This window comes from Nocardioides sp. JCM 18998 (assembly GCF_055391535.1).
This window is the reverse complement of the sequence record NZ_AP043886.1, coordinates 2959293-2985090: the sequence shown is the minus strand read 5'-3', so window position 1 is coordinate 2985090 and position 25798 is coordinate 2959293. Positions and strand designations below refer to the sequence as shown.

At 71.7% G+C, this 25798-nt stretch carries 24 protein-coding genes and 2 tRNA genes; 8 read left to right on the top strand and 18 right to left on the bottom strand.

Going from position 1 to position 25798, the window contains the following annotated elements:
- Positions 1-350: 350 nt before the first annotated feature.
- Positions 351-1649 carry an HNH endonuclease signature motif containing protein gene (locus ACZ5L9_RS14010; protein WP_464528772.1) on the top strand — a complete coding sequence of 433 codons (1299 nt, stop codon included), beginning with the start codon at positions 351-353 and terminating at the stop codon, positions 1647-1649.
- A 73-nt stretch (positions 1650-1722) separates the two neighbouring features.
- On the opposite strand, the gene ACZ5L9_RS14005 is transcribed toward ACZ5L9_RS14010, so the two are convergent.
- Entirely contained in the window at positions 1723-2163 is a 441-nt protein-coding gene (locus tag ACZ5L9_RS14005) for a hypothetical protein (protein ID WP_464528770.1), read from the bottom strand.
- A gap of 139 nt (positions 2164-2302) precedes the next feature.
- On the opposite strand from ACZ5L9_RS14005, the gene ACZ5L9_RS14000 reads away from it, so the two are divergent.
- Both ACZ5L9_RS14000 and ACZ5L9_RS13995 read left to right on the top strand, forming a co-directional pair.
- Positions 2303-2378 (top strand) — tRNA-Gly (locus tag ACZ5L9_RS14000).
- 25 nt (positions 2379-2403) lie between these two features.
- Positions 2404-2478: transfer RNA gene (locus ACZ5L9_RS13995), tRNA-Val, on the top strand.
- Positions 2479-2541: 63 nt separating this feature from the next.
- On the opposite strand, the gene ACZ5L9_RS13990 is transcribed toward ACZ5L9_RS13995, so the two are convergent.
- Positions 2542-3498, bottom strand: a complete 957-nt coding sequence (locus tag ACZ5L9_RS13990; protein ID WP_464528768.1) for an alpha/beta hydrolase — start codon at positions 3496-3498, stop codon at positions 2542-2544.
- A gap of 105 nt (positions 3499-3603) precedes the next feature.
- On the opposite strand from ACZ5L9_RS13990, the gene ACZ5L9_RS13985 reads away from it, so the two are divergent.
- Positions 3604-4467, top strand: coding sequence for a helix-turn-helix domain-containing protein (locus ACZ5L9_RS13985; protein ID WP_464528765.1), 864 nt, complete (start codon positions 3604-3606; stop codon positions 4465-4467).
- A gap of 6 nt (positions 4468-4473) precedes the next feature.
- Here ACZ5L9_RS13985 and ACZ5L9_RS13980 read toward each other — a convergent pair whose 3' ends face one another.
- The 13 genes from ACZ5L9_RS13980 to ACZ5L9_RS13920 all read right to left on the bottom strand — a co-directional run bounded on the left by ACZ5L9_RS13980 (position 4474) and on the right by ACZ5L9_RS13920 (position 17770).
- Positions 4474-5604 (bottom strand): GAF domain-containing sensor histidine kinase, encoded by a 1131-nt coding sequence (locus tag ACZ5L9_RS13980; RefSeq protein WP_464528763.1) that lies wholly within the window; start codon positions 5602-5604, stop codon positions 4474-4476.
- Positions 5605-5612: 8 nt separating this feature from the next.
- Positions 5613-6299 (bottom strand): response regulator, encoded by a 687-nt coding sequence (locus ACZ5L9_RS13975; RefSeq protein WP_464528760.1) that lies wholly within the window; start codon positions 6297-6299, stop codon positions 5613-5615.
- Between the two features lie 62 nt (positions 6300-6361).
- Positions 6362-7147, bottom strand: coding sequence for a glucosamine-6-phosphate deaminase (nagB, locus tag ACZ5L9_RS13970; RefSeq protein ID WP_464528758.1), 786 nt, complete (start codon positions 7145-7147; stop codon positions 6362-6364).
- Positions 7147-8295, bottom strand: a complete 1149-nt coding sequence (gene nagA / locus ACZ5L9_RS13965; RefSeq protein ID WP_464528756.1) for an N-acetylglucosamine-6-phosphate deacetylase — start codon at positions 8293-8295, stop codon at positions 7147-7149. Before nagA ends, nagB begins: the two co-directional genes overlap by 1 nt.
- Entirely contained in the window at positions 8292-9218 is a 927-nt protein-coding gene (locus tag ACZ5L9_RS13960; protein ID WP_464528754.1) for an ROK family protein, read from the bottom strand. The genes nagA and ACZ5L9_RS13960 overlap by 4 nt, the downstream gene beginning before the upstream one ends.
- On the bottom strand, positions 9215-10624 hold the full coding sequence (locus ACZ5L9_RS13955; protein WP_464528752.1) for a glycoside hydrolase family 3 N-terminal domain-containing protein: 1410 nt from the start codon (positions 10622-10624) through the stop codon (positions 9215-9217). The genes ACZ5L9_RS13960 and ACZ5L9_RS13955 overlap by 4 nt, the downstream gene beginning before the upstream one ends.
- Positions 10621-11493 carry a carbohydrate ABC transporter permease gene (locus tag ACZ5L9_RS13950; protein WP_464528750.1) on the bottom strand — a complete coding sequence of 291 codons (873 nt, stop codon included), beginning with the start codon at positions 11491-11493 and terminating at the stop codon, positions 10621-10623. The genes ACZ5L9_RS13955 and ACZ5L9_RS13950 overlap by 4 nt, the downstream gene beginning before the upstream one ends.
- Complete coding sequence (locus ACZ5L9_RS13945) at positions 11490-12479, bottom strand: carbohydrate ABC transporter permease (protein ID WP_464528748.1); 990 nt, start codon at positions 12477-12479, stop codon at positions 11490-11492. The genes ACZ5L9_RS13950 and ACZ5L9_RS13945 overlap by 4 nt, the downstream gene beginning before the upstream one ends.
- 40 nt (positions 12480-12519) lie before the next feature.
- Positions 12520-13854, bottom strand: coding sequence for an extracellular solute-binding protein (locus ACZ5L9_RS13940; RefSeq protein ID WP_464528746.1), 1335 nt, complete (start codon positions 13852-13854; stop codon positions 12520-12522).
- An 83-nt stretch (positions 13855-13937) separates the two neighbouring features.
- Entirely contained in the window at positions 13938-15068 is a 1131-nt protein-coding gene (locus ACZ5L9_RS13935; RefSeq protein ID WP_464528744.1) for an ROK family transcriptional regulator, read from the bottom strand.
- Between the two features lie 279 nt (positions 15069-15347).
- On the bottom strand, positions 15348-16709 hold the full coding sequence (locus ACZ5L9_RS13930; protein WP_464528743.1) for an amidase family protein: 1362 nt from the start codon (positions 16707-16709) through the stop codon (positions 15348-15350).
- Positions 16710-16740: 31 nt separating this feature from the next.
- Entirely contained in the window at positions 16741-17220 is a 480-nt protein-coding gene (locus ACZ5L9_RS13925; RefSeq protein ID WP_464528740.1) for a DUF421 domain-containing protein, read from the bottom strand.
- 28 nt (positions 17221-17248) lie between these two features.
- On the bottom strand, positions 17249-17770 hold the full coding sequence (locus tag ACZ5L9_RS13920; RefSeq protein WP_464528738.1) for a hypothetical protein: 522 nt from the start codon (positions 17768-17770) through the stop codon (positions 17249-17251).
- A 54-nt stretch (positions 17771-17824) separates the two neighbouring features.
- On the opposite strand from ACZ5L9_RS13920, the gene ACZ5L9_RS13915 reads away from it, so the two are divergent.
- The 3 genes from ACZ5L9_RS13915 to ACZ5L9_RS13905 all read left to right on the top strand — a co-directional run bounded on the left by ACZ5L9_RS13915 (position 17825) and on the right by ACZ5L9_RS13905 (position 20585).
- Positions 17825-18670 (top strand): sulfurtransferase, encoded by an 846-nt coding sequence (locus ACZ5L9_RS13915; RefSeq protein WP_464528736.1) that lies wholly within the window; start codon positions 17825-17827, stop codon positions 18668-18670.
- Between the two features lie 84 nt (positions 18671-18754).
- Complete coding sequence (locus ACZ5L9_RS13910) at positions 18755-19474, top strand: YcnI family copper-binding membrane protein (protein WP_464528734.1); 720 nt, start codon at positions 18755-18757, stop codon at positions 19472-19474.
- Positions 19475-19607: 133 nt separating this feature from the next.
- A complete protein-coding gene (locus ACZ5L9_RS13905) occupies positions 19608-20585 on the top strand; it encodes a cytochrome c oxidase assembly protein (RefSeq protein ID WP_464528731.1) in 978 nt (325 codons plus the stop codon).
- 128 nt (positions 20586-20713) lie between these two features.
- Here the strand turns inward: ACZ5L9_RS13905 and ACZ5L9_RS13900 are convergent, their stop codons facing one another.
- Complete coding sequence (locus ACZ5L9_RS13900; RefSeq protein WP_464528729.1) at positions 20714-22939, bottom strand: copper resistance protein CopC; 2226 nt, start codon at positions 22937-22939, stop codon at positions 20714-20716.
- A gap of 70 nt (positions 22940-23009) precedes the next feature.
- The gene (locus ACZ5L9_RS13895) at positions 23010-23549 is read right to left on the bottom strand and encodes a sigma-70 family RNA polymerase sigma factor (protein ID WP_464528727.1); all 540 of its coding nucleotides are present in this window, start codon (positions 23547-23549) and stop codon (positions 23010-23012) included.
- 99 nt (positions 23550-23648) lie between these two features.
- On the opposite strand from ACZ5L9_RS13895, the gene ACZ5L9_RS13890 reads away from it, so the two are divergent.
- Positions 23649-24317, top strand: coding sequence for a hypothetical protein (locus ACZ5L9_RS13890; protein WP_464528726.1), 669 nt, complete (start codon positions 23649-23651; stop codon positions 24315-24317).
- A 6-nt stretch (positions 24318-24323) separates the two neighbouring features.
- Here ACZ5L9_RS13890 and ACZ5L9_RS13885 read toward each other — a convergent pair whose 3' ends face one another.
- Complete coding sequence (locus ACZ5L9_RS13885) at positions 24324-25778, bottom strand: RNB domain-containing ribonuclease (RefSeq protein ID WP_464528724.1); 1455 nt, start codon at positions 25776-25778, stop codon at positions 24324-24326.
- Positions 25779-25798: the final 20 nt, after the last annotated feature.

Here is a 25798-nt window from a genome sequence, read left to right as displayed (position 1 = left end):
GGTGCCCCACGCTGGGACGGTGCCAAGACAGGGAGGTGGCACCCGCTGTACCGCTCTTCTCTTCCATGGTTTGCACAAGCCCGTCGCCCGGGCACCCAACCCGTCCACCGGCAGCTGCCGGTGGGCAGGTGGCGTACCGGAGGCGACGGTCCCAGCCACGATTTCAAGGGAAGAGCGGCACAGTAGATGCCACTCGAGTGTCTTGGCACAGCAGGTGCCGAGGAGCACAGCGCCGTCGGGCCACCAACCCCGGGGCACAGAACAAAGACCGGAGAAGATATTCGAAAAGAAGTCTCTGGACAGGTCCGATGAGGCCCAAAACTGTCGGACCCTGTCCGTAGATTCGAACCATGACCACCGCACTCGCCCTTGAGCTCGACCGGGACATCCCGGCCGGACTCCTGGATGCGATGGGCGATGCGCGCGAGGACGCTCGCCAGGCCGAGATCCGGCTCATGCGGCTCGCCTTGGACTGGGCGGACCTGCACCCGGCCGACTCCCTGGCTCGGGCGATGACGGTGCCGGGCACCGACCACGAGCTCGCGATCGCCGGTGAGGGGGCGCCGCTGGTGACCGAGTTCGCCGTCGCCGAGCTCGCCACCGCCCTGGGCCGCTCGGCCGACTCGGCCCGGATCTGGCTCGGCACCGTGCTCGAGCTGCGGTATCGCCTCCCGTTGGTGTGGGCACGAACGGCGTCGGGGCCGTTGGAGCCGTTCAAGGCCCGGCAGATCGCATCCCAGACCCTCGCCCTGTCTCCGGACGCGGCAGCCTGGGTGGATGTCCAGGTGGCACCGGTGGCGCACAAGATCGGGATCGTGCGCCTCGAACGCATGATCACCGAGGCGATCCGACGCTTCGACCCCGAAGAAGCAAAGGCCCAGGAGCTCGCTGCTGCCGAGCACCGCCACGTCAGCGTCCATGACCGCGACGTCACCGGCGGTTGCGCCGGGCTGAGCGCATCCCTGGATGTGGTGGATGCCCGCGACTTCGAGACCGCGATCGCCCGCGCCGCCCACCAACTCCTGCTGAACGGCTCCGAGGAGCCACTCGACGTCCGGTGTGCGCTCGCGGTGGGTGAGATCGCGCGACGCGAGCTCGCACTCGACCTGACCACCGGAGAGATCACCACCGGCAGCAGCACTGCGACCCTCTACGTCCACCTGAACGCGGCCGAGCCGGAGGTGGCTCATGTGGAGCACGGCTCCGACGACTACGTGGTCGGGATCGACCGCCTCCAGTCGTGGCTCACCCGCCCCGGCACGACGGTGAGCATCCGGCCGGTGATCGACCTCAACACCGACCTCGTCTCGAGCGGCTACGAGCCCTCCGCGACGCTGCGGGAGCAGATCGTGCTGCGCAACCGCATCTGCGTGTTCCCGCACTGCACCCGCACCGCCCGCTCCGCGGACCTGGACCACATCGACCCCTACGAACACGGCAGCACCACCACCTCGGCGAACCTGGCGCCCCTGTGCCGGCTGCATCATCGGGTCAAGACCCACACCGGCTGGGGGTACACCCAGCTGAGTCCCGGCGAGTTCCTCTGGACCAGCCCCCACCACCAGGCCTTCCACGTCGACCCCACCGGGACGACGGACGCGTCGAGGCTCGCCGCGCACACACCTCAACCAGTGGCCGCGTCCCCCTGAAACGCAACACCGTGCGTCGGCGTGTGCCGACGCACGGTGCGTGCAGGGCGGCCGACCGAGCCGCCGAAGAGTCTCAGGCGCCCGGGCGGTAGACCATCAGGAAGACGATGACGGCGAAGATGATGCCGATGACGCCACCGCCGGCGGCGACCTTGCCGACGAGCGATGGGGCGAGCTCGACATCCGCGGCCGCCTTCTCGAGCGGCGGGATCACCAGGCCGTGGCACAGGCCGACGGCGACGAGCCAGAGCAGCGTCGAGATCCAGATCCACGGCTCGCTGAAGCTAGCCGTGGTCTCGTGGGTGTACGGCGACTTCGCCGACATCAGGCCGAAGCCGAGGATCACCACGACGACCGAGACGATCGAGTAGATCTTCACCATCCGGGCCGACGCGGCCAGTGCCACGGCGTCCTTCTGGCGCAGGCCGCGCGACGCGGTCGTGACGGCGTGGACGAGGGGGCCGATCGCGAAGATGGCGGTCAGCAGGTGGAGGGCGAGCATCACCTTGAACATGGCGGTGAGACTACGCGCGCCCCGCTCTCCCCGCGTACGGAGCCCCGGGCGCACCCCCGAGTTGGCGCCCACGCCACCCTCCGCTAACGTTCTCGTCGTCGCCAAGGCGCTCCGGAAACGGGAGGCCAGCGGAGACAGTGCGGACGTAGCTCAGTTGGTAGAGCGCAACCTTGCCAAGGTTGAGGTCGCGAGTTCGAGCCTCGTCGTCCGCTCCAGCTTCACCCGGCCCCAGGCCGGTCAGGACGATTGGCGCAGCGGTAGCGCGCTTCCTTGACACGGAAGAGGTCACTGGTTCAAACCCAGTATCGTCCACCAGAAAACCGGCTCTGACCTGCGGCGACGTGGATCAGAGCCGGTTCTCGTCGGTGCCCGTGAACGCTAGGCGGCGCTCCCCACAACGGCCGGGGTGCCCAGCAGGCTCTCGCCGAAGAAGGCGTCGAGCCGCTCAATCACCGTGGAGACGTACGGCTCGCGATCGTAGAGATCGACGTGACTGGCGCCATCGATCCAGACCACCTCCTTGGGCCCGACCGCCTTCTGGAAGGCCTGGACCGACATCCAGGCCGTGACGGCGCGGGTGCCGACCACCATCAGGAGCGGCCGCTGTCCGATGAGCTCGAGATGCGTGAAGGCGTCGAAGGTCGCGAGCCGGTCGACACTGGACCAGGCGAGGTGCGTTGCGGCCCGCTCGTGCATGCCGCGCGGCGTGCAGTAGTACTCGTACCCCTCGACGCCGTGCTCTCCGCCCATCGCCCGGGCGGTCTCCGCGTCGGGCGGGAAGATGGGCAGCGCTCCGGCGTCCTCACCTCGCGCCTGCGCCGTACGCGCCGCGGCCGCGGCGTCCAGCAGCCCCTGGAAGACCGCGGGGTCCTGGGCACCGTCCGCCCCGAGACGGAACTGGCGCGCCACGTCGGCCGCGCTCACCGTCGCCACGGCCCGCACCCGCTGATCTCCGGCGGTGGCCGCCAACGAGTAGCCACCGGAGGCACAGATGCCGAGCGCCCCGATGAGCTGCCCGTCGACCTCGGGTCGGGTGGTGAGGTACGAGACGGCCGACTTGAAGTCTTCGATCCGCTGGGCGGGGTCCTCGAGCCCGCGTGGCAGGCCGCCACTGGCGCCCTGATAGGCGGCGTCGAAGGCGATCGTGACGTAGCCGCGCTCGGCGAGCCGGCGGGCGTACAGGCCCGCAGACTGCTCCTTGACCGAAGCGCCGGGGTGGCCCACGACGAGAGCCGGACGCCTCTCGCCGGCTACGCCGCCGTCGGCGGGGAGGTAGAGGTGGGCGGCGATCGTGATGCCGTTGCTGGTGAACGTGACGTCTTCTGAAGTGGTCATGCACCCACCGTCGCGCCGTGCTTCCGGGCCCAAAAGAGACGAGTATCTGCCGGGGAAGGATTCCTCCCCTGCACAGCCGTGCCCGCCTCCGACCAGAATGGCCGCATGACCACGACGCCCGATCCGCGCGATCTCGGGGAGTTCCTCAAGGCCTGCCGCGCGCGCCTGCGTCCCGCCGACGTCGGCCTGCCCGAACGCGACGGCCACCGCAAGGTCGCCGGGCTGCGGCGCGAGGAGGTCGCCTCGCTCGCCGCGATCAGCGTCGACTACTACACCAGGCTCGAGCAGGGGCGGCTGCAGGCCTCCGCCTCCGTGCTGTCCACGCTCGCGAGGGCACTGCGCCTCGACGACGACCAGCAGCGCTACCTGTACGAGGTCGCGGGCAAGGTCGACGCCCTCCCGCGTCGCCGGCGCGCCAGCGAGAAGGTCCGCCCGCCCGTACGACGCCTGCTCGAGCAGCTCGGCGAGACGCCGGCAATCGTGCTCGGCAAGCGACTCCACGTCCTGGGCTGGAACGCCGCGGCCGCCGCCCTGTTCACCGACTTCGCCTCGATCCCGGCGGCGGAGCGCAACTACGTGCGCCTGATGTTCACCCATCGGGGGATCCGGGCCATGCACCAGGAATGGCGACACGACGCGCGCGACGCGGTGGCGGCGCTGCGGATGGAGGCGGCGAGTGACCCGGACGACCCGGAGCTGGCCCGTCTCGTCGGCGAGCTCTCGGTGCGCGACGACGACTTCCGCGTCTGGTGGGCCGAGCACCGGGTGAACTCCGCGGCCTACGGCACCAAGCACTACCGGCACCCGGTCGTCGGCGACCTCACCCTCGACTGCGACACCTGGCAGAGTCCCGACGGCAACGGCCAACGGCTGATGGTCCTCACCGCGCTCGCCGGCACCCCGTCCGACGACGCCCTGCGCATCCTGTCCTCCTGGCATACGGCCCCGGCGGCGACGACCGAGGTCTGAGGACCGTCAGGCCAGCGGTACGGCCCACTCCACGAGCGTGCCGGACGGCTCGACGGGCGTGATGGCGCAGCGCCCGTCGCGAGCGCTCGCGCGCAGGCGCAGATTGGCCAGGCCGCTCTCGACCGCGTCCGCCGGCACGCCGACCCCGTTGTCCCGTACGCGCAGGACGAGTTCGTCGCCCGCGAGGAGCTCGACGGAGACCTGGCTCGCGTGGGCGTGCCGGGCGGTGTTGGAGAGCGTCTCGCGCAACACCGCGAGGACGTCCTCGGCCAGCTCGGCGTCCGCGGCCAGGCGGACTGGCCCCTCGAACGAGAGCGTCGGCCGGATCTTGAGCGAGCCCGCGGCCCGGTCGACCAGCCGGGTGACCCGGGTCTGCAGGTCGCCGCTGCGCGGGCGCGTGCCGAGCTCGAAGATGGTGCGGCGGATGTCGCGGATGGTGGTGTCGATCTCGTCGACCGCCTCGTCGATCCGCTCGACCAGCCGCTCGTCGTCGGTCCACTTCATCCCGCCCTGCAGGCGCAGCCCGATCGCGAAGAGCCGCTGGATCACGATGTCGTGCAGGTCGCGGCCGATCCGGTCGCGATCCTCGAAGACGGCGAGCCGCTCCTGCTCCTCCTGCAGGAGCCGGTTCTCGATCGCGACGCCGGCGGCGGCCGCCAGCGCGGTCACGATCTCCTCGTCAGCAGCAGTGAAGTCGCCCCCGCCGATCTTCTCGGCGAGGTAGAGGTTGCCGAACCCACGACCGCCTGCACGGACGGGCACGCCGAGGAAGGAGTGCATCGGCGGGTGGTTGGGCGGGAAGCCGTACGACTGCGGGTGGGTGGTGATGTCGTGCAGGCGGACCGGCTCGGGGTGGTCGATGAGCACGCCGAGCACACCGCGACCGGTGGGGCGATCGCCGATCCGGGCGGCGTCCTCCTCCGAGATGCCGTCGGTGACGAAGAGGCGCAGCTTCCGCTCGCCCTCGGCGAGCACGCCGAGGGCGGCGTACCGCGCACCGGCGAGGTCGCGGGAGACCTCGACGATCCGGGTCAGGAGGTCGCCGAGCGAATGGCCCGAGGAGAGGCTGACGACGGCGTCGAGCAGCAGACGCCAGCGCTGCTCCTCGCGGCCCTCACCCGACGCGGGCGCGGTCATCGGGCCGGTCACCGGCGCGGGGCGGTCCGGGTGACCAGGATCGCCGCCTGGGTCCGGCTCTCCACACCGAGCTTGGCCAGCAGCGAGGAGACGTAGTTCTTGATCGTCTTCTCGGCGAGGTGGGTCTCGCGGGCGATCTGCCGGTTCGTCATGCCCTGGCCGATGAGGGTGAGGATGCGCTGCTCGTGCGCGGTGAGGTGCGCGCTCTCGACGTCGAGGCCCTGCTCGTCGGCATCGCCGGCCACCGCGGCACCGAGGTCGCCGCTCCGGATCCGGTCGAGCACCTTCGCGGTGATGATCGGGTCGAGCATCGAGTGGCCGGCGTGGACCTGACGGACGGTCTCGACCAGGTCGTGGCTGCGGACCTGCTTGAGGACGTAGCCGGCGGCGCCGGCCATGATCGCGGAGAACAGCGCGTCATCGTCGTCGTACGACGTCAGGATGAGTGCCTTGATCTCCGGGTCCTCGGAGCGGACGTCGCGGCACACGTCGATCCCGGATCCGTCGGGCAGGCGCCCGTCGAGGATCGCGACGTCCGGCTTGAGGCCCGGGATCTGGGCGGCCGCCTCCTGCGCGAGACCGGACTCCCCCACGACCACGATCTCGCCGCTCTCCTCGAGCAGGTCCTTGATCCCACGGCGGATCAGCTCGTGGTCGTCGAGGAGGTAGACCCGGATCGGTACGCGCTCGGTCACCGGGTCACCGTACCTCCGGCGGCAGCACGCGCCCTTCGGGACCGGCGAAGGCCCTTGGTCCCTCAGTGGGCCTGCCAGCGCGGCTTCGCCGCGTACACCTCCGCGTAGTAGTCCAGCCGCTCCAGCCCGGCCGCCGCCCCCGGGTCGACGAGCACCGTCGCATGCGGGTGCAGCTGCAGCACCGAGGCGGGACAGGACGCCGAGACCGGCCCCTCGACAGCAGCCGCCACGGCGTCGGCCTTGCCGGCCCCGGTCGCGATCAGCACGAGGTGGCGGGCACGCAGGATGGTGCCGATCCCCTGGGTGAGGACGTGGTGCGGCACCTCCTCCGGCGAGCCGAAGAAGCGGGCGTTGTCCTGGCGGGTCTGGGCGGTGAGGGTCTTGATCCGGGTCGGCGATCCGAGCGAGGACCCCTGCTCGTTGAACGCGAGGTGACCGTTGGTGCCGATGCCCAGGATCTGCACGTCGACGCCGCCGGCGGCAGCGATCGCCGCCTCGTAGCGCTCCCCCGCCGTCGGCAGGCCGTCCTCGTCCGGGTCGGGGCCGTGGACTCGCGCCGGGTCGATGCCGAGGTCGTCGGTCAGCTCGCGGCGGATGGTCGCCAGGTAGCTCTGCTCGTGGCCGGCCGGCAGGCCCACGTACTCGTCGAGGTTGAAGGTGACGACACCGTCCCAGGAAGGGCCGGCCCCGCCGCGGTGGCGGCGGATCAGCTCCTGGTACGCCGGCAGCGGGGTCGATCCGGTGGCGAGACCGAGCACGGTCGCCGGGTTGCGGCGTACGGTCTGCTCGACGATGTCGGCGACGAGGGTGGCGATCTCCTCGGCCGAGGCGAGGGGAACGAGCTCCATCAGGACTCCTTGTGGTGGGCCAGGCGGCCGCCGACGACGGTGGCGACGACCTCGAGCCGGTCGTCGACCAGCGTGACGTCGCCGCGCGCGCCGGGCCGGAGATGGCCGCGCTCGGGCTGGCCGAGCAGCGCGGCCGGGACGGTGGTGCAGGTGGCGACAGCGTCGGCCAAGCCGGCGCCGGTGACCTCGCGGATCACGCGCAGGCACTGCGGAAGGCTGGCGGCGGACCCGGCCAGGGTTCCGTCGGCCAGCGTGACGGTGCCGGCACTGATGACGACGTCCTGGTCGCCGAGGCGGCCCGCTCCGTCGGGGACGCCGAGGGCGGCGGTCGTGTCGGTCACGGCCAAGAACCGGCCGCTGGGCTGCAGCGCACGCCAGGCGGTGCGCAGCATGAGCGGGTCGAGATGGTGACCGTCGGCGATGACGCCCGCCGTGAGGACCTGACCACCGAGGGCGTGGCCGACCGGACCCGGCTCGCGGGCGAGCAGCGGCGGCATCGCGTTGCCGAGGTGGGTCATCATCCGGGCACCGGCAGCGACGGCTGCCTCGACCTCGGCGGTGCTGGCCTCGGTGTGCCCCACGCTCACCACCACGCCCCGATCCGTCAGCGTCCGGATCACCTCGAGCGCGCCGGCCAGCTCGGGCGCGAGGGTGACCATCAGGACACCGTCGGCACGGGACCAGCCGTCGACCAGCTCGGTCGACGGCGGCACCAGCCACCGCGGCGGGTGGGCGCCCTTGCGCCCGGGCGCGATCATCGGCCCCTCGAAGTGCAGGCCGAGGGGGATCGCACCGACCCAGCCCGCCGGCGGACCGGCCGCGAGCACCTCCATCGCCCGTGCCCGGGCCGCGGGCGCGGAGGTGATCACGGTCGGCACGAAGGCCGTCACACCGAAGCGCGCCAAGCCTGCCGCGACGTCCCACAGGCTGTCGGGCTCGGCGGTCAGGTCGTGCCCGACGGCCCCGTTGACCTGAGCATCGATCAAGCCCGGCAGCACGGTCAGGCCGGAGGCGTCGAGCACCTCCACCCCGTCCCCGGCGTCGGCCACGACGTGTCCGTCCAGGATCGTCAGCTCGACCGCGGAGCCGGCGGCATCGAGGCCACCGGTGATCCGCAGCGAGCCGACCGCATCCCGCCCCAGGCTCACCGGATCCGTCCGAGCGACGCGGCGCCGAGGGCGGCCACCGGCATGCCGACCGGGACGAGGGTGACCCGCCCGGCCAGGTCGAGCGAGGAGAGGAACGGCGAGCTGGCGGCCTGCCGCTGCAAGGCCCCGCGGACGGCGTCCCGCAGCGGTGCTCCGAGGTTGGCGACGCCGCCCCCGATCACCACCGCCTCCGGGTCGGCGGCCAGCGCGACCACGCGTACGGCGTCCGCGACACCCGTGGCGAACCGGTCCCGGATCACGATCGCGCGCTCGTCCCCGTCCGCGGCGGCGGCGAAGAGGGCTTGGGCGGGCGGTACGTCGGTGGCGGGCCAGGCGGCCGCGAGCGCACGCCCGGAGGCGATCAGCTCGAGGCAGCCGTGCTGTCCGCAGCTGCACAGCGGGCCGTTGGGGTCGACGGGCAGATGCCCGATCTCCCCTGCCGCCCCGTGCGCGCCGCGCCGCAGCACGCCGTTGAGCACCAGGCCGGCGGCGAGTCCGGTGCCGAGCGAGACGTACGCGACGTCGTCGGCTCCCGCCAGCAGGTGGGCGCCGAGGGTGGCGACATTGACGTCGTTCTCCACCAGCACGGGCATGCCGAGCCGGTGGGCGAGCATCTCACCGAGGCCGAACCACTCCCCGTCCAGGCCGAGGTTGACCGCGTGCTTGACCGCCCCGCGATCGGGGTCGACCAAGCCCGGCACACCCACCCCGACCGGGCCGAGCGCATCGCGGGCCAGTCCCGTCTGCTTGGCGAGCGCGTCGACCACGTCGGCCGCGGTGCTGACCACGCCCTCCGGACCGAAGCTCGTCGGCAGCCGGTGCTCGGCGAGGATCGCGCCGCTCGCGTCGACCGCGACCCCGTGGACCTTGGTGGCCCCGATGTCGAGGCCGACCGAGCACCCCGCGTTGATCTCTCGGCTCATCGACGCCACCCGGCGGCGCGCAACGCGGCCTCGACCGCGGCGGCGCCGGGAAGTGAGTAGCCGCGGGTGCAGATCCGCGGCAACGGTCCGTCGTACGGTCCGGGCCAGCCCCACTCGACCACCACGGCCGCGGCGCTGACCTGCTCGAGGAACGCGAGCACGTCGGGACGGCGGTGCATGTCGCGCACCTGCAGCACCAGCGGGCCGTCGGGGACCGCGTCGGCCGGGGTCACGACGAGGTCCGGGGTCACGCCCCACGGCACCTCACCGACGGCGATGTTGGCCGGGGTGCTGACGCTCACCACGCGGGCGCCCGCCAGATCCGGCAGCTCACCCTCGTGGATCAGGGTCGAGCGGACAGCGTCGACCTGGGCTGCGACGTCGAGCACGTCGCGCCGCGGCTCGGAGCCGAGCGCGCGCGGGAGCGCCGCGATCCGGCGTACGGCCTCCTCCAGCCGCTCACGGGAGAGGCGACCGTCGGCGACGGCGGCCACGACCGCGTCCTGGATCTCGCGGACGAGCGAGGCCGGCTTGTCGGGTCCGATGCAGAGGAAGTCTGCGCCTGCCGCCAGCGAGAGCACGGCGGCGGCCGGGATGCCGCGGGTGGCCGAGGCACCCGCCATGTCGAGCGCGTCGGAGACGATCACGCCGTCGTAGCCGAGCCGGTCGCGCAGCAGCGCCAGCACCGGGCCGGACAGCGTGCCGGGCAGCTCGGGATCGAGTGCCGGGACGACGATGTGGGAGGTCATCACCGCTGCAGTGCCGGCCGCGATCGCGGCCTCGAAGGGCACCAGCTCGCGCGCGGCGATCACGTCGAGCGGTGCGTCGAGGACGGGCAGGGCCAGGTGGCTGTCCTCGCCGGTGTCGCCGTGGCCCGGGAAGTGCTTCACGCACGCCCCGACGCCACCGCTCTGGAGCCCCTCGACCCACGCGCCGACGTGCTTGGCGGCGACGCCGGCCTCGGCGCCGAAGGAGCGGGTGCCGATCACCGGGTTGTCGGGGTTGGAGTTGACGTCCGCGATGGGGCCGAGGTCGAGGTCGACGCCCGCCGCGGCCAGATCGGCCGCCACGGTGGCGCCGACCGCCCGAGTCAGGGCCAGGTCGTCGACGGCGCCGAGCGCCGCGGCGCCGAGCACCGTGGAGCCCGTCTGGGCGTGGAGTCGGGTGACGTCGCCACCCTCCTCGTCGGTGGTGACGACGGCCTGCGGACCCGCAGCCCGGATCGCGTCGGTGAGCGCGCGGACGTCGGCGATGCTGCGGGCGCCGATGTTGGAGCCGAACAGGCAGATGCCGCCCAGTCCCTCGGCCAGCAGCTCGGCGTACTCCGGTGTCAGGGCCGGACCCTGGAAGGACGGCATCAGCACACCCAGCGCGAGGGTCTCGATGCTGTCGAGCGAGGCGCTCATCCCTTCACCGCCCCCGAGGTCATGCCGGTCACCAGGTTGCGCTGGATGATCAGGAAGAAGATGACGACCGGGAGGGCGAAGAGCGTCGAGCCCGCCATCAGGCCGCCGTAGTTGGTGCCCGTGGTCGGCGTCGAGAACGACGCCAGCCAGACCGGCAGGGTGTACATGTTCTGGTCCTTCATGAACGAGTAGGCGAGCAGGTAGTCGTTCCAGGCGTAGATGAACGCGAAGATGCTGGTCGCGATCACACCCGGGGCCACCAGGGGGAAGAGCACCTTGAAGAGGATCTGCCGGGTGCTGGCACCGTCGACCATGGCGGCCTCCTCGAGCTCACGCGGGATGGCGAGGAAGAAGCCTCGCATCACCCAGATCGAGAACGGCAGCACCGCGGCCACGTAGGCGAGCATCAGCCCGAAGTAGTGGTTGAGCAGACCCAGCTTGTTGAAGGTGAGGAAGAGCGGGATGAGCAGCGCTGCGCTGGGCAGCATCTGCACCACCAGGATGAGGACCAGGATCAGTCGTCGGGCACGGAACCGGAACCGGGTCAGCGCGGCCGCGGCGAAGATGCCGAGGGCGATCGAGATGACCAGCGTCCCGCTGACCACGATCAGGCTGTTGGCCAGGTCGCGGAAGAAGTGCGACTGGGTCATCGCGGCATGGAAGTTGGTCAGCGTCGCGTGCAGCGGGATGAACTGCGGCCGCGCGGTGGTGACGTCGGCCGGCGGCTTGAAGGCCGTGTTGATCATCCAGTAGACGGGGAAGATCCAGACCACGCAGAAGAGCACGGCCAGCGTGTTGGCGACGACGCGTCCCCGCGTCGCCCTCGGCCGGGCCCGCTTGCGTACGGGCGTGGCGGTGTGGGCGCTCACAGATCCTCCCCTGCCTTGATCAGGCTGCGGATGTAGAAGGCGGTCAGGACGAGGAGCAGGAGGGTGGTGACCACCGAGATCGCGGACCCGACGCCGAAGTGGAAGCTGACGAAGGCGCTGCGGTACGCGTAGACGCCCAGCGTCGAGGTGGCACCGTTCGGCCCGCCCTGCGAGATCAGCCAGATCTGGTTGAAGACGTTGAAGTCCCAGATCACCGACAGGATCGTGACCAGCAGGAGGGTCGGGCGCAGGAAGTGCAGCGTGATGGTCCAGTAGACGCGCCACTCGCTGGCGCCGTCGAGTCGTGCGGCCTCGTAGTAGGCGGTGTCGACCTGGCTCTGGGCGGCGTGGAGGGTGAGCGCGATGAACGGGACGGCCTGCCACACGATGAGCATCCAGATGCAGGCCAGCGCGAGGCCGGGCCGGGTCGTCCAGTTGGTCGCGGTGACGTCACCGAAGAGGTGGGTCTGGGTGAGCAGCCAGTTGGCGATGCCGTACCCGGGCTGGAAGAGCCAGCCCCACACCATCGAGGAGGCGACGTTGGGCATCGCCCAGGCGAAGATGAGGACGACGGTGACGGCGTAGCGGAAGCCGCGGCCGGCCTTGCCGAGCAGCTGGGCGATGCCCATTCCGAGGATGACGCTGCCGAGCACCATGGCGCCGGTGTAGAGGATCGTGCGGACGAACGAGTGCCAGAAGTCCGGGTCCTTCAGGATCTGGCGGTACTGGTCGAGCCCGACGATGTCGTACTCGCCGGTGAAGAGCATCCGCTGCCCGGCGTTGGTGAACGACAGGTAGACGAGATAGCCGATGGGGACGATGGTCAGGGCGATGATGACCAGGCCGGCCGGCGAGAGCAGCAGCAGCGGGGTCAGACCGGGGCGCGAACCGGCCCCGGAGCCTCGCCGCTTCCGTGGCCGCCGCGGGGTCTCCGCGGCGGCCACGGGCTCGCCGGCGGCGACCGAGGTCGCGGCAGGTGAGCTCATAGCGGAATCGTGTCAGTTGATTCGACCGTGGTGGGCCGGATCAGCCCTGGTCGTTCAGGACGGAGCCCAGGTGGTCGTCCATGCCCTTCGCGGCATCGGCCGGGCTCTTGGCCCCCGTGGCGATGTCGGCGAAGAACTGCTCGAACGACTTGTCACCCTCGATGGTGGCCCAGCCGGCGGCGGCCGGCGTGGACTTCGAGTTGGTGGCCGCCTCGAAGTAGGCCTGGTGCAGCGCGTCGGCCGAGCCCTTGGCGGCGTTGATCTCCTCGGTGGTGATCGGGATCCAGCCCTGGCCGACGATCGGGCCGGCCTGGATGGCCTGGCTGGCCGCGATCTTGACCCACGTGGTGGCGAGGTCCTGGTTCTTGCTCTTCGACGCGATGCCCCAGTCGGAGCCGGCCAGCATCACCGGCTGGCTGTTGCCCGACTTGCCCGGGAACGGGAAGGTGCCGAGGTCGGCGTCCTTGAGCTTCGGGTTGTCCTGCTCGATCACGCCGATCTCCCACGCGTTGCCGACCACGGCGGACGTCTTGCCGGTGGCGAAGATGTCCTTGTCCTGGTCGGGCTGGCCGGTGCCGGTGGTGTTGATCGAGGCCGAGGCCTTGGTCGAGTACGCGTTCTGGAACGTCTTGAAGTCGTTCAGGCCCTGCTGCGCCTTGTCGTCGGACAGGGTGCCCTTCCAGCTGTCGCCGTCCTTGGTGGCGACGTCGCCGCCGGCGTCCCAGACCCACTGCAGGCCGTCGTACCAGTACTTGCCGGGCAGGTAGAACGGCGAGAAGTCCTTCTGGCCGCCGAACTTCGCCTTGACCTTGTCGAGGTCGGCGGTCAGCTCGTCGTAGGTGGTCGGGGCGGTCTTGACGCCGACCTGGTCCCACATCGTCTTGTTGTAGATGACCGTACGGGTGGCGGCGAACGCCGGGACGCCGTACAGCTTGCCGTCGATCGTGGCCGGGCCGGCGAGACCGTCGAGCCAGGTGCCGCCCTGCTGCAGCGCGTCCTTGGAGTCGGTCAGATCGGCCAGGCCGCCGCTGTTGGCGAAGAGCGCCACGTCGGTGTTGCCGAGCTCGACGACGTCGGGCGGGGTGTCGGTGGCGAGCGCGGTGGTGACCTTGGTGGCGATGTCGGCCCACTCCTGGGTCTCGACCTTCACCTGAGCGCCGGTCTCCTTGGTGAACTCGTCGTTGATCGCCTTCATCGTCTCGTCGCTGAGGTCGCCCTGCATGTTCCAGACCGTGATGGTCTTGCCACTGCCGCTGGCGGTCGAGTCGCCGTTGGCGGCGGAGTTCGAGTCGCTGTTGTCACTGCCACAGGCCGTGAGGGCGATAGCGGTCGCGATGCCGAGGGCACCGGCCACGATGCTGCGTGTCTTACGCACGGTTTCTCCTTGTTGTTGGTTGCGGGGTGCCCGCGACGGGCTCGAGACGGGCGTCTCGAGGGATTGAGGGGCGCGCCGGGTCGTCACGAGACGCCCAGCTCGCCGGCCAGGACCAGGACGGCCCCGCCGAGAAGGACCACGTCGTCACCGAGCCGGCTGGTGCGCACGACCAGCTGCTCGCCGGTGACCGGCATGGTGCGCTGACGGATGACGGTGTCGACGGCCGCCAGCAGCGGTCCGTCGAGCAGCTCGACCGGCCCGGTGAGGACCAGCTCGTGCAGGTTGAGGGTGCCGACGACCGGCGCCAGCACGGCGCCGAGCTGCTCGCCGACGGCGGCCAGCTCCTTGGCCGGCTCGTTGGTGGCCTCCACCCGCCGGCGCAGGTGCGGCACCGCGACGACGGTCTCGAGGCAGCCCGTACGGCCGCAGGCGCATCGTTCGCCGGCCGGATCGACGACGACGTGGCCGATCTCGCCGGCGGCGCCGACGTGGCCGTGCAGCAGCGCGCCCTCGAGGACCAGGCCGGCTCCGACACCGGTGCCGACCCGCAGCAGCATCAGGCCGCCCTCACCGGACTCGCCGAAGGTGTGCTCGCCGAGGACAGCGGTGTTGGCGTCGTTCGCGACGTAGACCGGCAGGTCGAACGCGGCCTGCAGGCCGGCGGCCAGCGGCACGTCGCTCCAGCCGAGGTTGGGTGCGTCGACGACCGTACCGGCGTCGTCGACGATGCCGGGGCTGCCGACCCCGATGCCGAGGAGGCGGGCGCCGGTGCTGTCGACCAGGCGACGGGTCAGGGTGTGCAGCAGCGCGACGGCCGCCTCGCCCTTGGCTCCGGCCAGGGCCTGCTCGTCGCGGTGCTTGACCACGCCGCCGAGCGTGACGACCGCCCCGGTCAGCCGGTCGTCGACGCTGAGGTCGAGGGTCACGATGTGGGTGGCGTCCTCGTGCAGGCCGACCAGGATCGGCGGCTTGCCGACCCGGCTCTCGACCGGCGCGCCGAGCTCGAGGAGCAGCTGGTCCTCGATCAGCTCGGCGACCAGGTCGGAGACGGTGACGCGGGTCAGACCGGTGCTGCGCGCCAGGTCGGCACGGCTCGCGGGGCCCTCTCCGAAGAGCTGCTGGAGGATGAGGGCGCGGTGGTGGCGGCGGGCGTCCTCCTGGAGGAGCTTGCCGCTCGGGCGGAGCGCTCTGCGGCGCGTCGTGACCTGACTCACGTTTGTTAGTTCAGCGTACTTACTAATGCCGTGTCAACGGTCCCGTTGTTACGTTCTTGAAAATCTGGCCGTTACGCGCCTGTCACTTCCCGGTCGCGACGGGCCCGTGGGTCGTACCTGAACAACGGGCCGGCTCGGGCCCAAAGTGTCACCGTGACAGTTCGCGACATCGGTGACAGATGGAACTGTCACCCGTGTCGGCAACTGTCTCGGTGACAGTTTCGAACTGCCACCGTGACGGCTCGAAACTGTCACCGAGACAGTTTCGGCAGCCGCCGCTCAGAGTCCCAGCGAGGCGGCGATGGCGAGCAGCGGACCCTCGTCGTCCGTGAGGCCGGAGAGCTGCACCCCGATCGGGAGGCCCGCGGCGGACTGCCCCGCCGGGATCGACAGGGCGGGTAGGCCGGTCGTGTTGGCGACGGTGGTGAAGGCGATCATCGGCAGGCTGCGCAGCAGCGCGCGGATCGAGCCGGCGCCGTCGAGCCGGCCGAGCGCTGGCGGCAGGCACGCGAGCGTCGGCGAGAGCACGGCGTCGTACGCGCCGAAGCGATCGTGGAACGCGACGCGCATCCGCTCCCCCAGCTCGACCGCCTTGCGCAGCACCGGACCCTGCGCCCAGACCCCGAGCCGTGCGGTGTGGCGGCTGCGCAGCTCGAGCCGCTCGGGGTGCTCGACCAGTCCGACGCACTCGCGCAGCGAGGCGAAGAACTGGGGCACGAACGAGGCCTGGACATCGGGCCAGCGGCCGTCGAGCGGCACGACCTCGTGGCCCGCCGCCGCCAGCCGATCCGCCGTCCGCGCGACCGCGGCGGCGACCTCGCCATCGACCCGGACTGGTCCCAGCGCCGGTCGAGTGAGCCAGCCGATCCGGCGTGGCGAGAGGTCCTCGATCGCCGCCACATACGGCATCGCCGGCTCCTCCGCCCGCCACCGGTCGATCTCCGCCACGCCGTGGATCGCATCCCATACCAGCGCGCTGTCCGCGACCGTCCGGGTGAGCGGCCCGGCGGTGCCGAGGGTGCCCCACAGTGCCGGGTAGGGCGACATGCTCGCCCGCCCTCGGGCGGGCTTGAGCCCGATGAGCCCGCACGCCGAGGCCGGGATCCGGATGGAGCCGCCGCCGTCGCCGCCCATCGCGACCGGTACGCAGCCGGACGCGACCGCCGCGGCCGAGCCACCGCTGCTGCCGCCCGTGCTGCGAGACAGGTCCCACGGGTTGCGGGTGACGCCGTGCGCGACCGACTCGGTGAACGGGAACTGCCCGAACTCCGGCATCGCGGTCGTCCCGACGATGACCGCGCCCGCCGCGCGCAGCCGCGCCACTACCTCGGAGTCGGCGGCCGCGGGCGTGGTGTTGCCGCGACCGCCGAAGGTGGTCACGACGCCGGCGACGTCCTCCTCGGACTTGATCGCGATCGGCACCCCGGCGAGCGGCCCCCGCTCGGCGGGCGGCAGCGCGTCGACGGCATCGGCGGCGGTCAGTGCCGACTCGGCGAGCACCAACGAGAAGGCGTTGAGCTGCGGCTGAACCTCCGCGATCCGTGCCAGCGACCGCTCCACCGCGGCCCGTGCGGTGAGCCGTCCGGCCCGTACGTCGTCGGCGATCGAGGTGGCGCTGGGCGCTGAGGCGACGAGGGTCATGCGGCCATCATGTCGGCGGTGTCCAGCGTCCTCACGTCTCCGGAGCGGTCTCGGCCGCGCCCTCGCTGCGGGAGTCGACGGTGAAGAAGGAGATCTTGCCGTCGTCCTCGAGCACGGCGTACTCGATCTCACGGGTCCACCGGATGCCCTGCTCGCGGGCGGCGACCAGCACGTCGGCGATGTCGAGGTGCTCGTCGCGCAGCACCGCCTCGTCGGGGTGGCCGTCGCGCCAGACCAGGACCGGACGGCCCGCGGTCAGGGGTCGCACCCGCGGGAAGCGCCACTGCACCCAGCCGATCGCCACCGTCATCAGGGCGAAGGTCGACACCGCGAGCAGGCCGCCCGTCACGGAGTAGTCCTGCTGGGTGACGGCCTGCTGGATCAGGTCGCCCATCGTCACGTAGACCAGCAGCTGGAAGGTGCTGAGCTCCCCCAGCGTCGAGCGGCCGATCGCGCGGGTGACCAGCCACAGGAAGCAGAAGACGACCAGCGCGCGCAGCACGATCTCCATCAGCGCCCCCTCCTCAGGAAAGCCGCCCTCACGGCAGCAACCTCGTCCGGAAGTCGACGCGCGCCGCCGGCGTGCCGTCGGCGGAGAGCACCGTGGCGGTGCCGCTGCGACCGACCTGGCTGGCGGGCTGGACGTACATGTCGAGGTCCACGACCAGCGTGTCCCCGGGCGGCGGGTCGAAGGTCATCCGGTCCCACTGGTCGTCGTTGGTCTCCTTCGACGGCTCCGGCGTGATGCCCTGCGACTCGAAGATGTCGAAGTAGCCCGCGCTCACCGCGATCGTGACCGGCCCGTCGAACCCGCCGGCGTGGGTGACGGTGAGCTCCCACGGCACGTCGAGACCTGCCCGCGCGATGTGCGCATAGCGCAGCTCGAGCCGGTAGCCGCCGCCCGAGGCCGAGACCGTCCGCGCCTGCATCCCGAGGAAGCCGGCCAGACCGAGCAGGACGAAGACGAGCATCAGGGTCAGGAAGCCGCGGCGCCCCCACGCCGCCCGGCGCTCCTTGCGATCCTTGGCGACCCCGTCGAGGGTCGAGCTCGGCACTCTCATACCCCGGGCGGTACCCACAACGGGGTGCCGGCGAGCACGGATAGTCTCGGCCACGTGAGCGTGCTGATCACCGCGTCCGAGCTGGCCACCGACCTCGCGTCGCCGAACCCTCCGGTCGTCCTCGACGTGCGATGGCGGCTCACCGCGGCCGGAGGACAGCGGTACGACGGCCATGCCGACTACCTCGCCGGGCACATCCCCGGCGCGGTCTTCGTCGACCTCGACCGCGAGCTGGCCGCGCACCCCGTCGACCCGGCCGAGGGCCGGCACCCGCTGCCGTCGCCCGAGGGGTTGCAGCAGGCCGTACGCCGCTGGGGGATCTCGGCGGACGATGCGGTGGTGGTGCACGACGGTGAGGGCAACCTGGCGTCGGCGCGGGCGTGGTGGTTGCTGCGCTGGGCCGGGGTGCGCGACGTCCGTCTCCTCGACGGCGCCCTGCCCGCCTGGGTCGCCGAGGGAGGTCCACTCGCGACCGACGACGTGACGCCCGCACCCGGCGACCTGGTCATCACGCCGGGCTCGATGCCGACCCTCGACGCCGACGGCGCCGCGGCCTGGGCCACGACCCACCCGCTGCTCGACGCCCGAGCGCCCGAGCGCTACCGCGGCGAGACCGAGCCCATCGACCCGAAGGCTGGCCACATCCCCGGCGCGCTCAACGCGCCGACCGCCGCGAACCTCGAGGCCGACGGCCGGTTCCGCAGCCCCGCCGAGCTGCGCGCCCGGTTCGAGGCGCTCGGCGTCACCGAGGAGACGCCGGTCGCGGCCTACTGCGGCTCGGGCGTCACGGCGGCCCACGAGGTCGCCGCGCTGGCGATCGCCGGCTTCGAGGCCGCCCTGTATCCCGGCTCGTGGTCGCAGTGGAGCAACCAGGAGCGGCCCGTCGCCACCGGCGCGTGAGCCTCGCCTCACGATTCGCCGGAACCGAACCCACCTCGCGGGCGACTGTTGGTGCAAACAGCCACCTCACCCGCTAGGGGAACGATGAACCGCCGCCTCACCCTCGCTGTGCCCGCGCTCGCGCTCGGACTGCTCGCCCTGTCCGGCCCGGCCTCCGCGCACGTGACAGTGAACCCGAGCACCGCGAGCGCCGGCTCCTACGCCAAGCTCACGTTCCGGGTGCCGACCGAGTCCGACACCGCCTCGACGACGAAGGTCGAGGTCTTCTTCCCCGAGGACCAGCCGCTCGCCGCGGCCTCCGTGCAGCCGCACGCCGGGTGGACGTACAAGGTCGTCGACCACAAGCTGGCCAAGCCGATCAGCGATGACGACGGCCAGGTGACCGAGGCCGTCGAGAAGATCGTGTGGACGGCCGACTCCCCGAAGACGCAGATCCACCCGGGCGAGTTCGACGAGTTCAACATCTCCGTCGGCCCGCTGCCCGACGCCCAGAGCATGGTCTTCAAGGCGCTGCAGTACTACAGCGACGGCTCCGTGGTCCGCTGGATCGAGCCGACCGTCGACGGCCAGCCGCGCCCCGAGCACCCCGCCCCCGTGCTCACGCTGACGCCGGCAGACGACGCCACCGGCACCACGACGGGCACCGGCACCACGAGCGGCACGAGCACCGGCAGCAGCGACGCCGCGGCGACGACCGACGCCGACGACGACACCTCCCACACGCCGCTGGTCCTCGCGATCATCGCCCTGGTCGTCTCGGTGGGCGCCTTCGCCGTCTCGGTCGTCTCGCGTCGGCGGTCGTAGGTGACCAAGCGAGCGACAGCGCCGGGCGAGGAACGAGCTTGAGCGCTGGCCGCGAGCGCGGGAACGAGCCGCGCCGCGGCTAGGCTGACCGGGCGGCCATCGCGGCCGCTAGTGGAGGTGTGAATTGTCCGGCATGTCCGGGATGGACGCGGCCCTCGATCCGCTGACCTGGTCGACCTTCTTCGGCACCTGGCGGATCAGCGCCGGCTGGACCGAGGTCGCGGTGCTGATGCTGGTGGCCTACCTCGTGGGCCGACGCGCCGCCGGACCGTCCTCGACGGTCCGGCCCTGGCGGGTCGGCTCGTGGATCGCCGGGGTCGTGCTGATGTGGGTCAGCGTCTCCTCGGCGATCGGCGCGTACGCCATGTCGATCTTCTGGATGCACATGGTGCTCCACCTGATGATGATCATGGTGGTGCCGGCGCTGCTCGTGCTCGGTCACCCGCTGACGGTGCTGCTGGAGGCGTTCCACGGCCCGGCCCGCGATCGGGTGCAGCGCGCGCTGCACTCGTGGCCGGTCACTGTGCTCAGCCATCCCGCGGTCGGCCTGGTGATCTACTCCGTGACGATCATCGCCACCCACCTGACCGGCTTCATGGACTACATGGCCGACCACGAGTGGGCGATGACCGCCGAGCTGGTGCTCTACGTGGTGGCGGGCTACCTCTTCCTCCTGCCGCTGCTCGGCGAGGAGCCGACGAAGCCGAACCCGTCCTACCTGACGCGACTCGGCGTCTTCGTCGTCGGCATGGTGCCTGACACGATCGTCGGCATCGTGCTGCTGCAGACCAACCAGCAGCCGTTCCCGCGGATGATGGCGACGCACCCCACCTGGGCACCCGACGGGCTGCGCGACGTCAACACCGCCGGCGCGCTGATGTGGGCGGCCGGTGACGGCCTGATGATGATCCTGGCGATGGGCCTGATGATCAGCGTCATCACCACCCCGTCCAAGCGCGCTCGGATGACGGGCTCGTGGCTGGAGGGCGTACGCCGCTCCACCCTGATCGAGCATGCCGGCGGCGACGCCGAGACCATCACCGACGCCGACAGCGACGAGGCCCTCGAGGCCTACAACCGGATGCTCGCCCGCCTGCGCGACCACGAGTAACCCGAGTTTGCACGTAGGACCGCCGAGTTTGCAGTTCCGGTCTGACGGAACTGCAAACTCGGCGGTCCTGCCTGCAGATTCGACGGTCCTGCCTGCAGACTCGGCGGTCCTGTCTGAAGATTCGGCGGTTAGCGGATCGGCAGCGTCACGTAGCCGGTCGCCTCGTCGATGGCGCTCGTACGGACGGTGATCGCGAGCCGCCAGTCACCCGTCATCGGCGCGGCGACGATCGCCTGCCGGTGACCCGGGCCGGCGTTCTGCAGCGTCACCGGCAGCGCGTCGATCTCCTTGGCCGGCAGGCTGATGGAGGCGGAGATCTCCTTGGGGTCGCTCGGCTGGCCGTTCTTGCCGAAGACGTAGAGGTGCAGCTCGAGCGTCCGGTCCCCCGTCGGCACGGCGGAGACCTGGACGGTGTCGCCCACGACGGTGACCTGCGCCGACACGATCGGGTGGTAGGCGGTCTTCGCGGGCTCGGTGACCACCAGGCTCGAGGTGATCCCGAGGATGACCAGGACGAGCACCGCCTCGACGGCCACGATCACCCGCAGACGTGCCGCGCCCGCCGCGAGCCGCCGCCGGGAGACGGAGGCCAGCGCCACCACGACGACCACGATGCCGATCTTCACCAGCAGCTCTCGCCCGTACGTGGTGCCGGTGAGCGCGCCACAGGACCCGACCTGGCGGATGGCCTGGTACAGCCCGGTCGCGACCAGCGCCACCACCATCACCAGCGCCAGCGCCGAGAAGCGGGCCACTGCGATCCGCGAGGCCTCGGCGTCGCGCGCGGGCAGCACCGCGACGCAGAGCAGGACGAGACCGCCGAGCCAGATGCTGGCGGCGAGGACATGGACGGTGTCGTTGAGCGCCGCGATGAAGCGCCCGTCGCCCGCCGCCGCGTGCCCGGCGAGCGCGAAGCTCACCCCGACGGCTGCGCCGAGGAGCGCTGCCACCTTCAGCGAGCGGACGCGGCGCCACACCATCACCAGCCCGATCAGGGCGAGCACGAAGCGGGCGATCGTCGCGCGGCCGTACGTGGTGCCGGCCACCTCGCGCAACAGGTCGCCGTGGAAGGTGGCGCCGAGGCCGAGCGCGGCGTCGTACGGACCCTTCAGCAGGAGGCTCGCGGCCGCGCCCACCGCGAGCAGCACGCCGCCGAGCGTCATCAGGCGGCCGGCGCTCGTCGAGGACCAGCCGGCCCGCCAGCACCAGCCGATCACGATCAGGCCGCCGACCAGCAGGGCCGAGCCGAGGTAGCCGAGCCATCGGGCGACGCCGAGCGTGATCCCGAGCGGACGCGAGCTGGTCTCAGCTGGAGCGTCCGGCGTCGCGCTGACCTTGCCGACCGAGAACGTGAAGGCACCCGACACCGGATGGGAGTCCGCACTGATCACCCGCCAGGAGACGAGGTAGGTGCCCTGGTCGGAGTCCGCGCCGAGGGAGACGCCTATCTCCTGGCTCTCCCCCGCGCGGTGGCCGACATCGCCGCGATCCACCCGCGAGCCGTCGGGCCCGTAGACCCGCAGCGAGCTGGGCACCAGCGTCACCGCCTCGTCGAACGAGAGCGTCACGTCGCCCGGCAACGTCCTCAGGATGCTGTCGGGCCGCGGCGTGCTGGACTCGAGGACCGCGTGCGCGGAGGCGGAGCTCGGGATGAGCAGGAACAACGAGGCCATCGTGAGGGCCGCCGCTGCGCGGATCCCGCGACCGAGGGCGCCGCCGTGGACCACCCGCAGCACCGGCCGCGGCCGCGGGTGGGCCACCGCCTCGCGCCGCGGCTTCGGCATCCGCCGCGGCCGGTCCGACTCCGTGTGGGCGAGCAGCCACACCAGCACCGTGGCCAGGACCAGGCCGAGGTGCCGGGTCTCGTGCAGCGCCGTGGTGTGCCCCTCGCCGACGTCGGCGACGGACATCACGACCAGGAGCAGCGAGGCGATCCCGAGCACCGGCACGTACGCCCTCGCCAGCGCGGGCTTCGCGGCGGCATAGCCGAGCGCCACGCACAGTGCGACCACGAACGAGCCGGCCTCGTGCTCCTCGTGCCCGTCGCGGCCCAGCATCTGGCCCAGTGCGAGGTAGAGGTCGCCGACCGTCAGCAGCGCGATGCCGAGCCGCAGTGCCACCCGTACGCGCCGCTCGCGCTCGGGCACGACCGCCGGGGACGGTACCCGGCGGGGCGCGAGGCCCGGCTCGGCCGCCTCGGCGCGCACCAGCAGGTCGATCCGCCCCAGCGAGGCCTCGAAGGCGGCGCACTCGAGGCAGGTCGCGACGTGCGCGTCCAGCGCCCTCGCCTCGACGGCGGTCGACTCTCCGTCGAACCGGGCGGACAGCGCCTCGCGTGCGTCGTTACACCTCACCTTGCCCAAGTCGGCGCGAGCGGCCGTTTGGTTCCCGCGGATCTCGCAGGATCATCGGCAGGCCAAGCGATCAGGCGGTCCGGCGCCCGCGGTCCTCGCCGAGCATCGCGACCAGGTCCTCGCGGGCCCGGGCCACCCGGGACCGGATGGTGCCGACGGGGCACTCGCACATCTCCGCCGCCTCGGCGTACGGGTAGCCGAGCACCTGGGTGAGGACGAACGCCGCGCGACGGTCAGGGTCGAGGGCCTCGAGCAGGGTCTGCAGCTCGACGTCACCCTGGTGATCGGGCACGTCGCGGGAGACCGCCACCGGCTCACGCCGGCGGCGCTGCCGGGCGGCGATGTCGTCGGCGACCACCCGGCGCACGATGCTGAAGAGCCATGGCCGCACCGAGGAGTCGCCGCGGAAGGAGCCGAGCGAGCGCAGCGCACGCAGGTACGTCTCCTGCGCCAGGTCGTCGGCGCGGTCACGATCGCCGAGGTGCGCGCACAGCCGCCACACGTCGCGCCAGGTCTCGGCGACGAAGGCGTCCAACGCGGCATCGCGCTCGGCGGGAGCGGCATCCCGGGCCGTGCACGCCAGCTGCGTCCAGGCGTCGGGGTGGGTCACGGGGTGGGACTCTAGCCAGCCGATCGAGAACTCCGGGAACCAACGCGGCCCCCGCTCCGACCTGTCACTCGGACACCCGTCCCGTCGAGAGGATCCCCGTTGCGTCGCTGTGCCCTGCTGCTGAGCGTGCTCGCCATGCTGCTTCCCGTTCCGGCGTACGCCGACGGCTTCGCCACCTACGTCACGAAGGTGACGAGTGTCTCGCCGGCGCTGAGCGACATCACCGTACGAGCGACGAGCAACGGCGAGCAGATCACCGTCACCAACCCGACCTCGACGCCCCTGGTGATCGAGGGCTACAGCCACGAGCCATACCTCAAGGTGAGCAGCGCCGGGGTGTGGCAGAACAAGCTCTCCCCCGCCGTCTATCTCAACAAGGTCGCGACCATCGGGGAGGTCCCGCAGGGCGCGAACGCCGAGCAGACGCCCGTCTGGGTCAAGCTCAACTCCACCGACCATGCCCAGTGGCACGACCACCGCATCCACTGGATGGGCACGATCAACCCGCCCTCGGTGCAGCAGGACCCGAAGCACGCGCACCTGATCAAGGACTGGACCGTCCCGGTCGTCTACGGCGACACGAAGGCCTCGATCAAGGGCACGCTCACCTACGAGCCCGGCAGCCGCGTCGGCACCTACCTCACCTACGGCGCGATCGGCCTCGCGGTCCTGGTCGTCATCGGGCTGCAGGTGCTGATCCTGCGCCGGCGCAGGGCTGCGCCCGCGACACCGCCGACGCCGTCCTCCCCCGCGGAGCCCGGCGCCTGATCGGGCTCACCCGAGCCGGAACGCCACCTTGCGGGTGTCGATGTCGGCAGTCACCAGGGTGACCGAGACGTCGGTGCCGAGCGGGAGCGGCGTGTCGGCGGTGACGCCGGCCTCCACCGCCGGCTCGCGGACGGTGACGCTGCCCCGCGTCCCGGTCTTCTCGTCGACCTCGACGATGACGCCGGCGAACGTCTCCCCCACGCGCGGCGCAAGCACGCCGGCCTCGACCAGGTCGACCACGCCGCGCTCGTAGGCGGAGGAGCGCCGGGCGCTGGCCCGCATCTCCTCCGGGAGCGTGGCCAGCGCCTCGTGCACCCAGGCCGGCACCGGCTGATCGGCGCAGAGTGCCACGCAGATCTCGCCGGCGTAGCGGTCGACGAGCCGGCGCAGCGGGGCGGTGACGTGGGCGTACTCGGAGGCCAGGGCGGCGTGCACGGTCAGCGCCGGCAGCTCGCCGTCGAAGGTGGCGTAGCCGCTGCCGCGCAGCAGCCGGGTGCAGGCCACGATCATCGCGGCGTGCTTGGAGTGGGTCGGGTCGAGGGTGCGGATGAAGTCCGGATAGACCATCTCGGCGGGCCAGTCGATGCCGAGCGCCCGGGCCGTACGGTGCAGGTGCTGGACGTCGTGCGGGTCCGGCGGCGGCAGGGTGCGCAGCACGCCGACGCGGGCATAGACCATGAGATCGGCGGCGCCGAAGCCGGTGAGTAGCGAGATCTGGGCGTTCCACTCCTCGACCGGGAGCTGGCGGCGGTACGCCAGGCGCCACTGGTCGCCGGTCACCGCGATCTCCTGGTCCGGCAGGGTCAGGTTGACGCCGCCGCGCTTGCGCTCGATCTCCTGGCGCTTCTCCCCGATCTCGCGCAGCAGCTGCATCATCGCGGACGCCGTACCGGAGTCGAGCTGCGCCTGGACGCCGGCATAGTCGAGCTTCGCGGTGCTCCGCACCCGGGCGCGTTCGACGTGGGTCGAGGTCGCCTCGCCGTCGGCGTCGAGCTCGATGGTCCACAGGAGTGCCGGGCGCACCTGGTCGGGCAGCAGGCTGGCCGCACCCTCGGAGAGCACCGTCGGGTGCAGCGGGATCGTGGAGTCCGCGCCGTAGAGCGACTCACCGCGGGCGTGGGCCTCCACGTCGATCGGGTCGCCGGGGCTGATGAACGCGCCCAGGTCGGCGATCGCGTAGTGGACCGTGTAACCGCCGGTCGTGGGGTTGGAGGCCAGGTGCATCGCCTGGTCGAGATCCATCGAGCTCGGTGGGTCGATGGTGACGAACGGCAGGTCCGTACGGTCGAGGTCGGGCAGCCGTGGACTCGCCGCCGCGGCGGCCGCTGCCGCCTCCACCTCGGGTGGGAAGTCGGGCGTCACCTCGAGCTCCTGCTGGAGCTGCTGGATGCCGGCGCGCAGCGTCTGCGCGGCGACGCCGTCGTCGGCCTGGGCGACCCGGATCACTCGATTGCTGGGCACGCTTGGAAAGATAGCGGCTC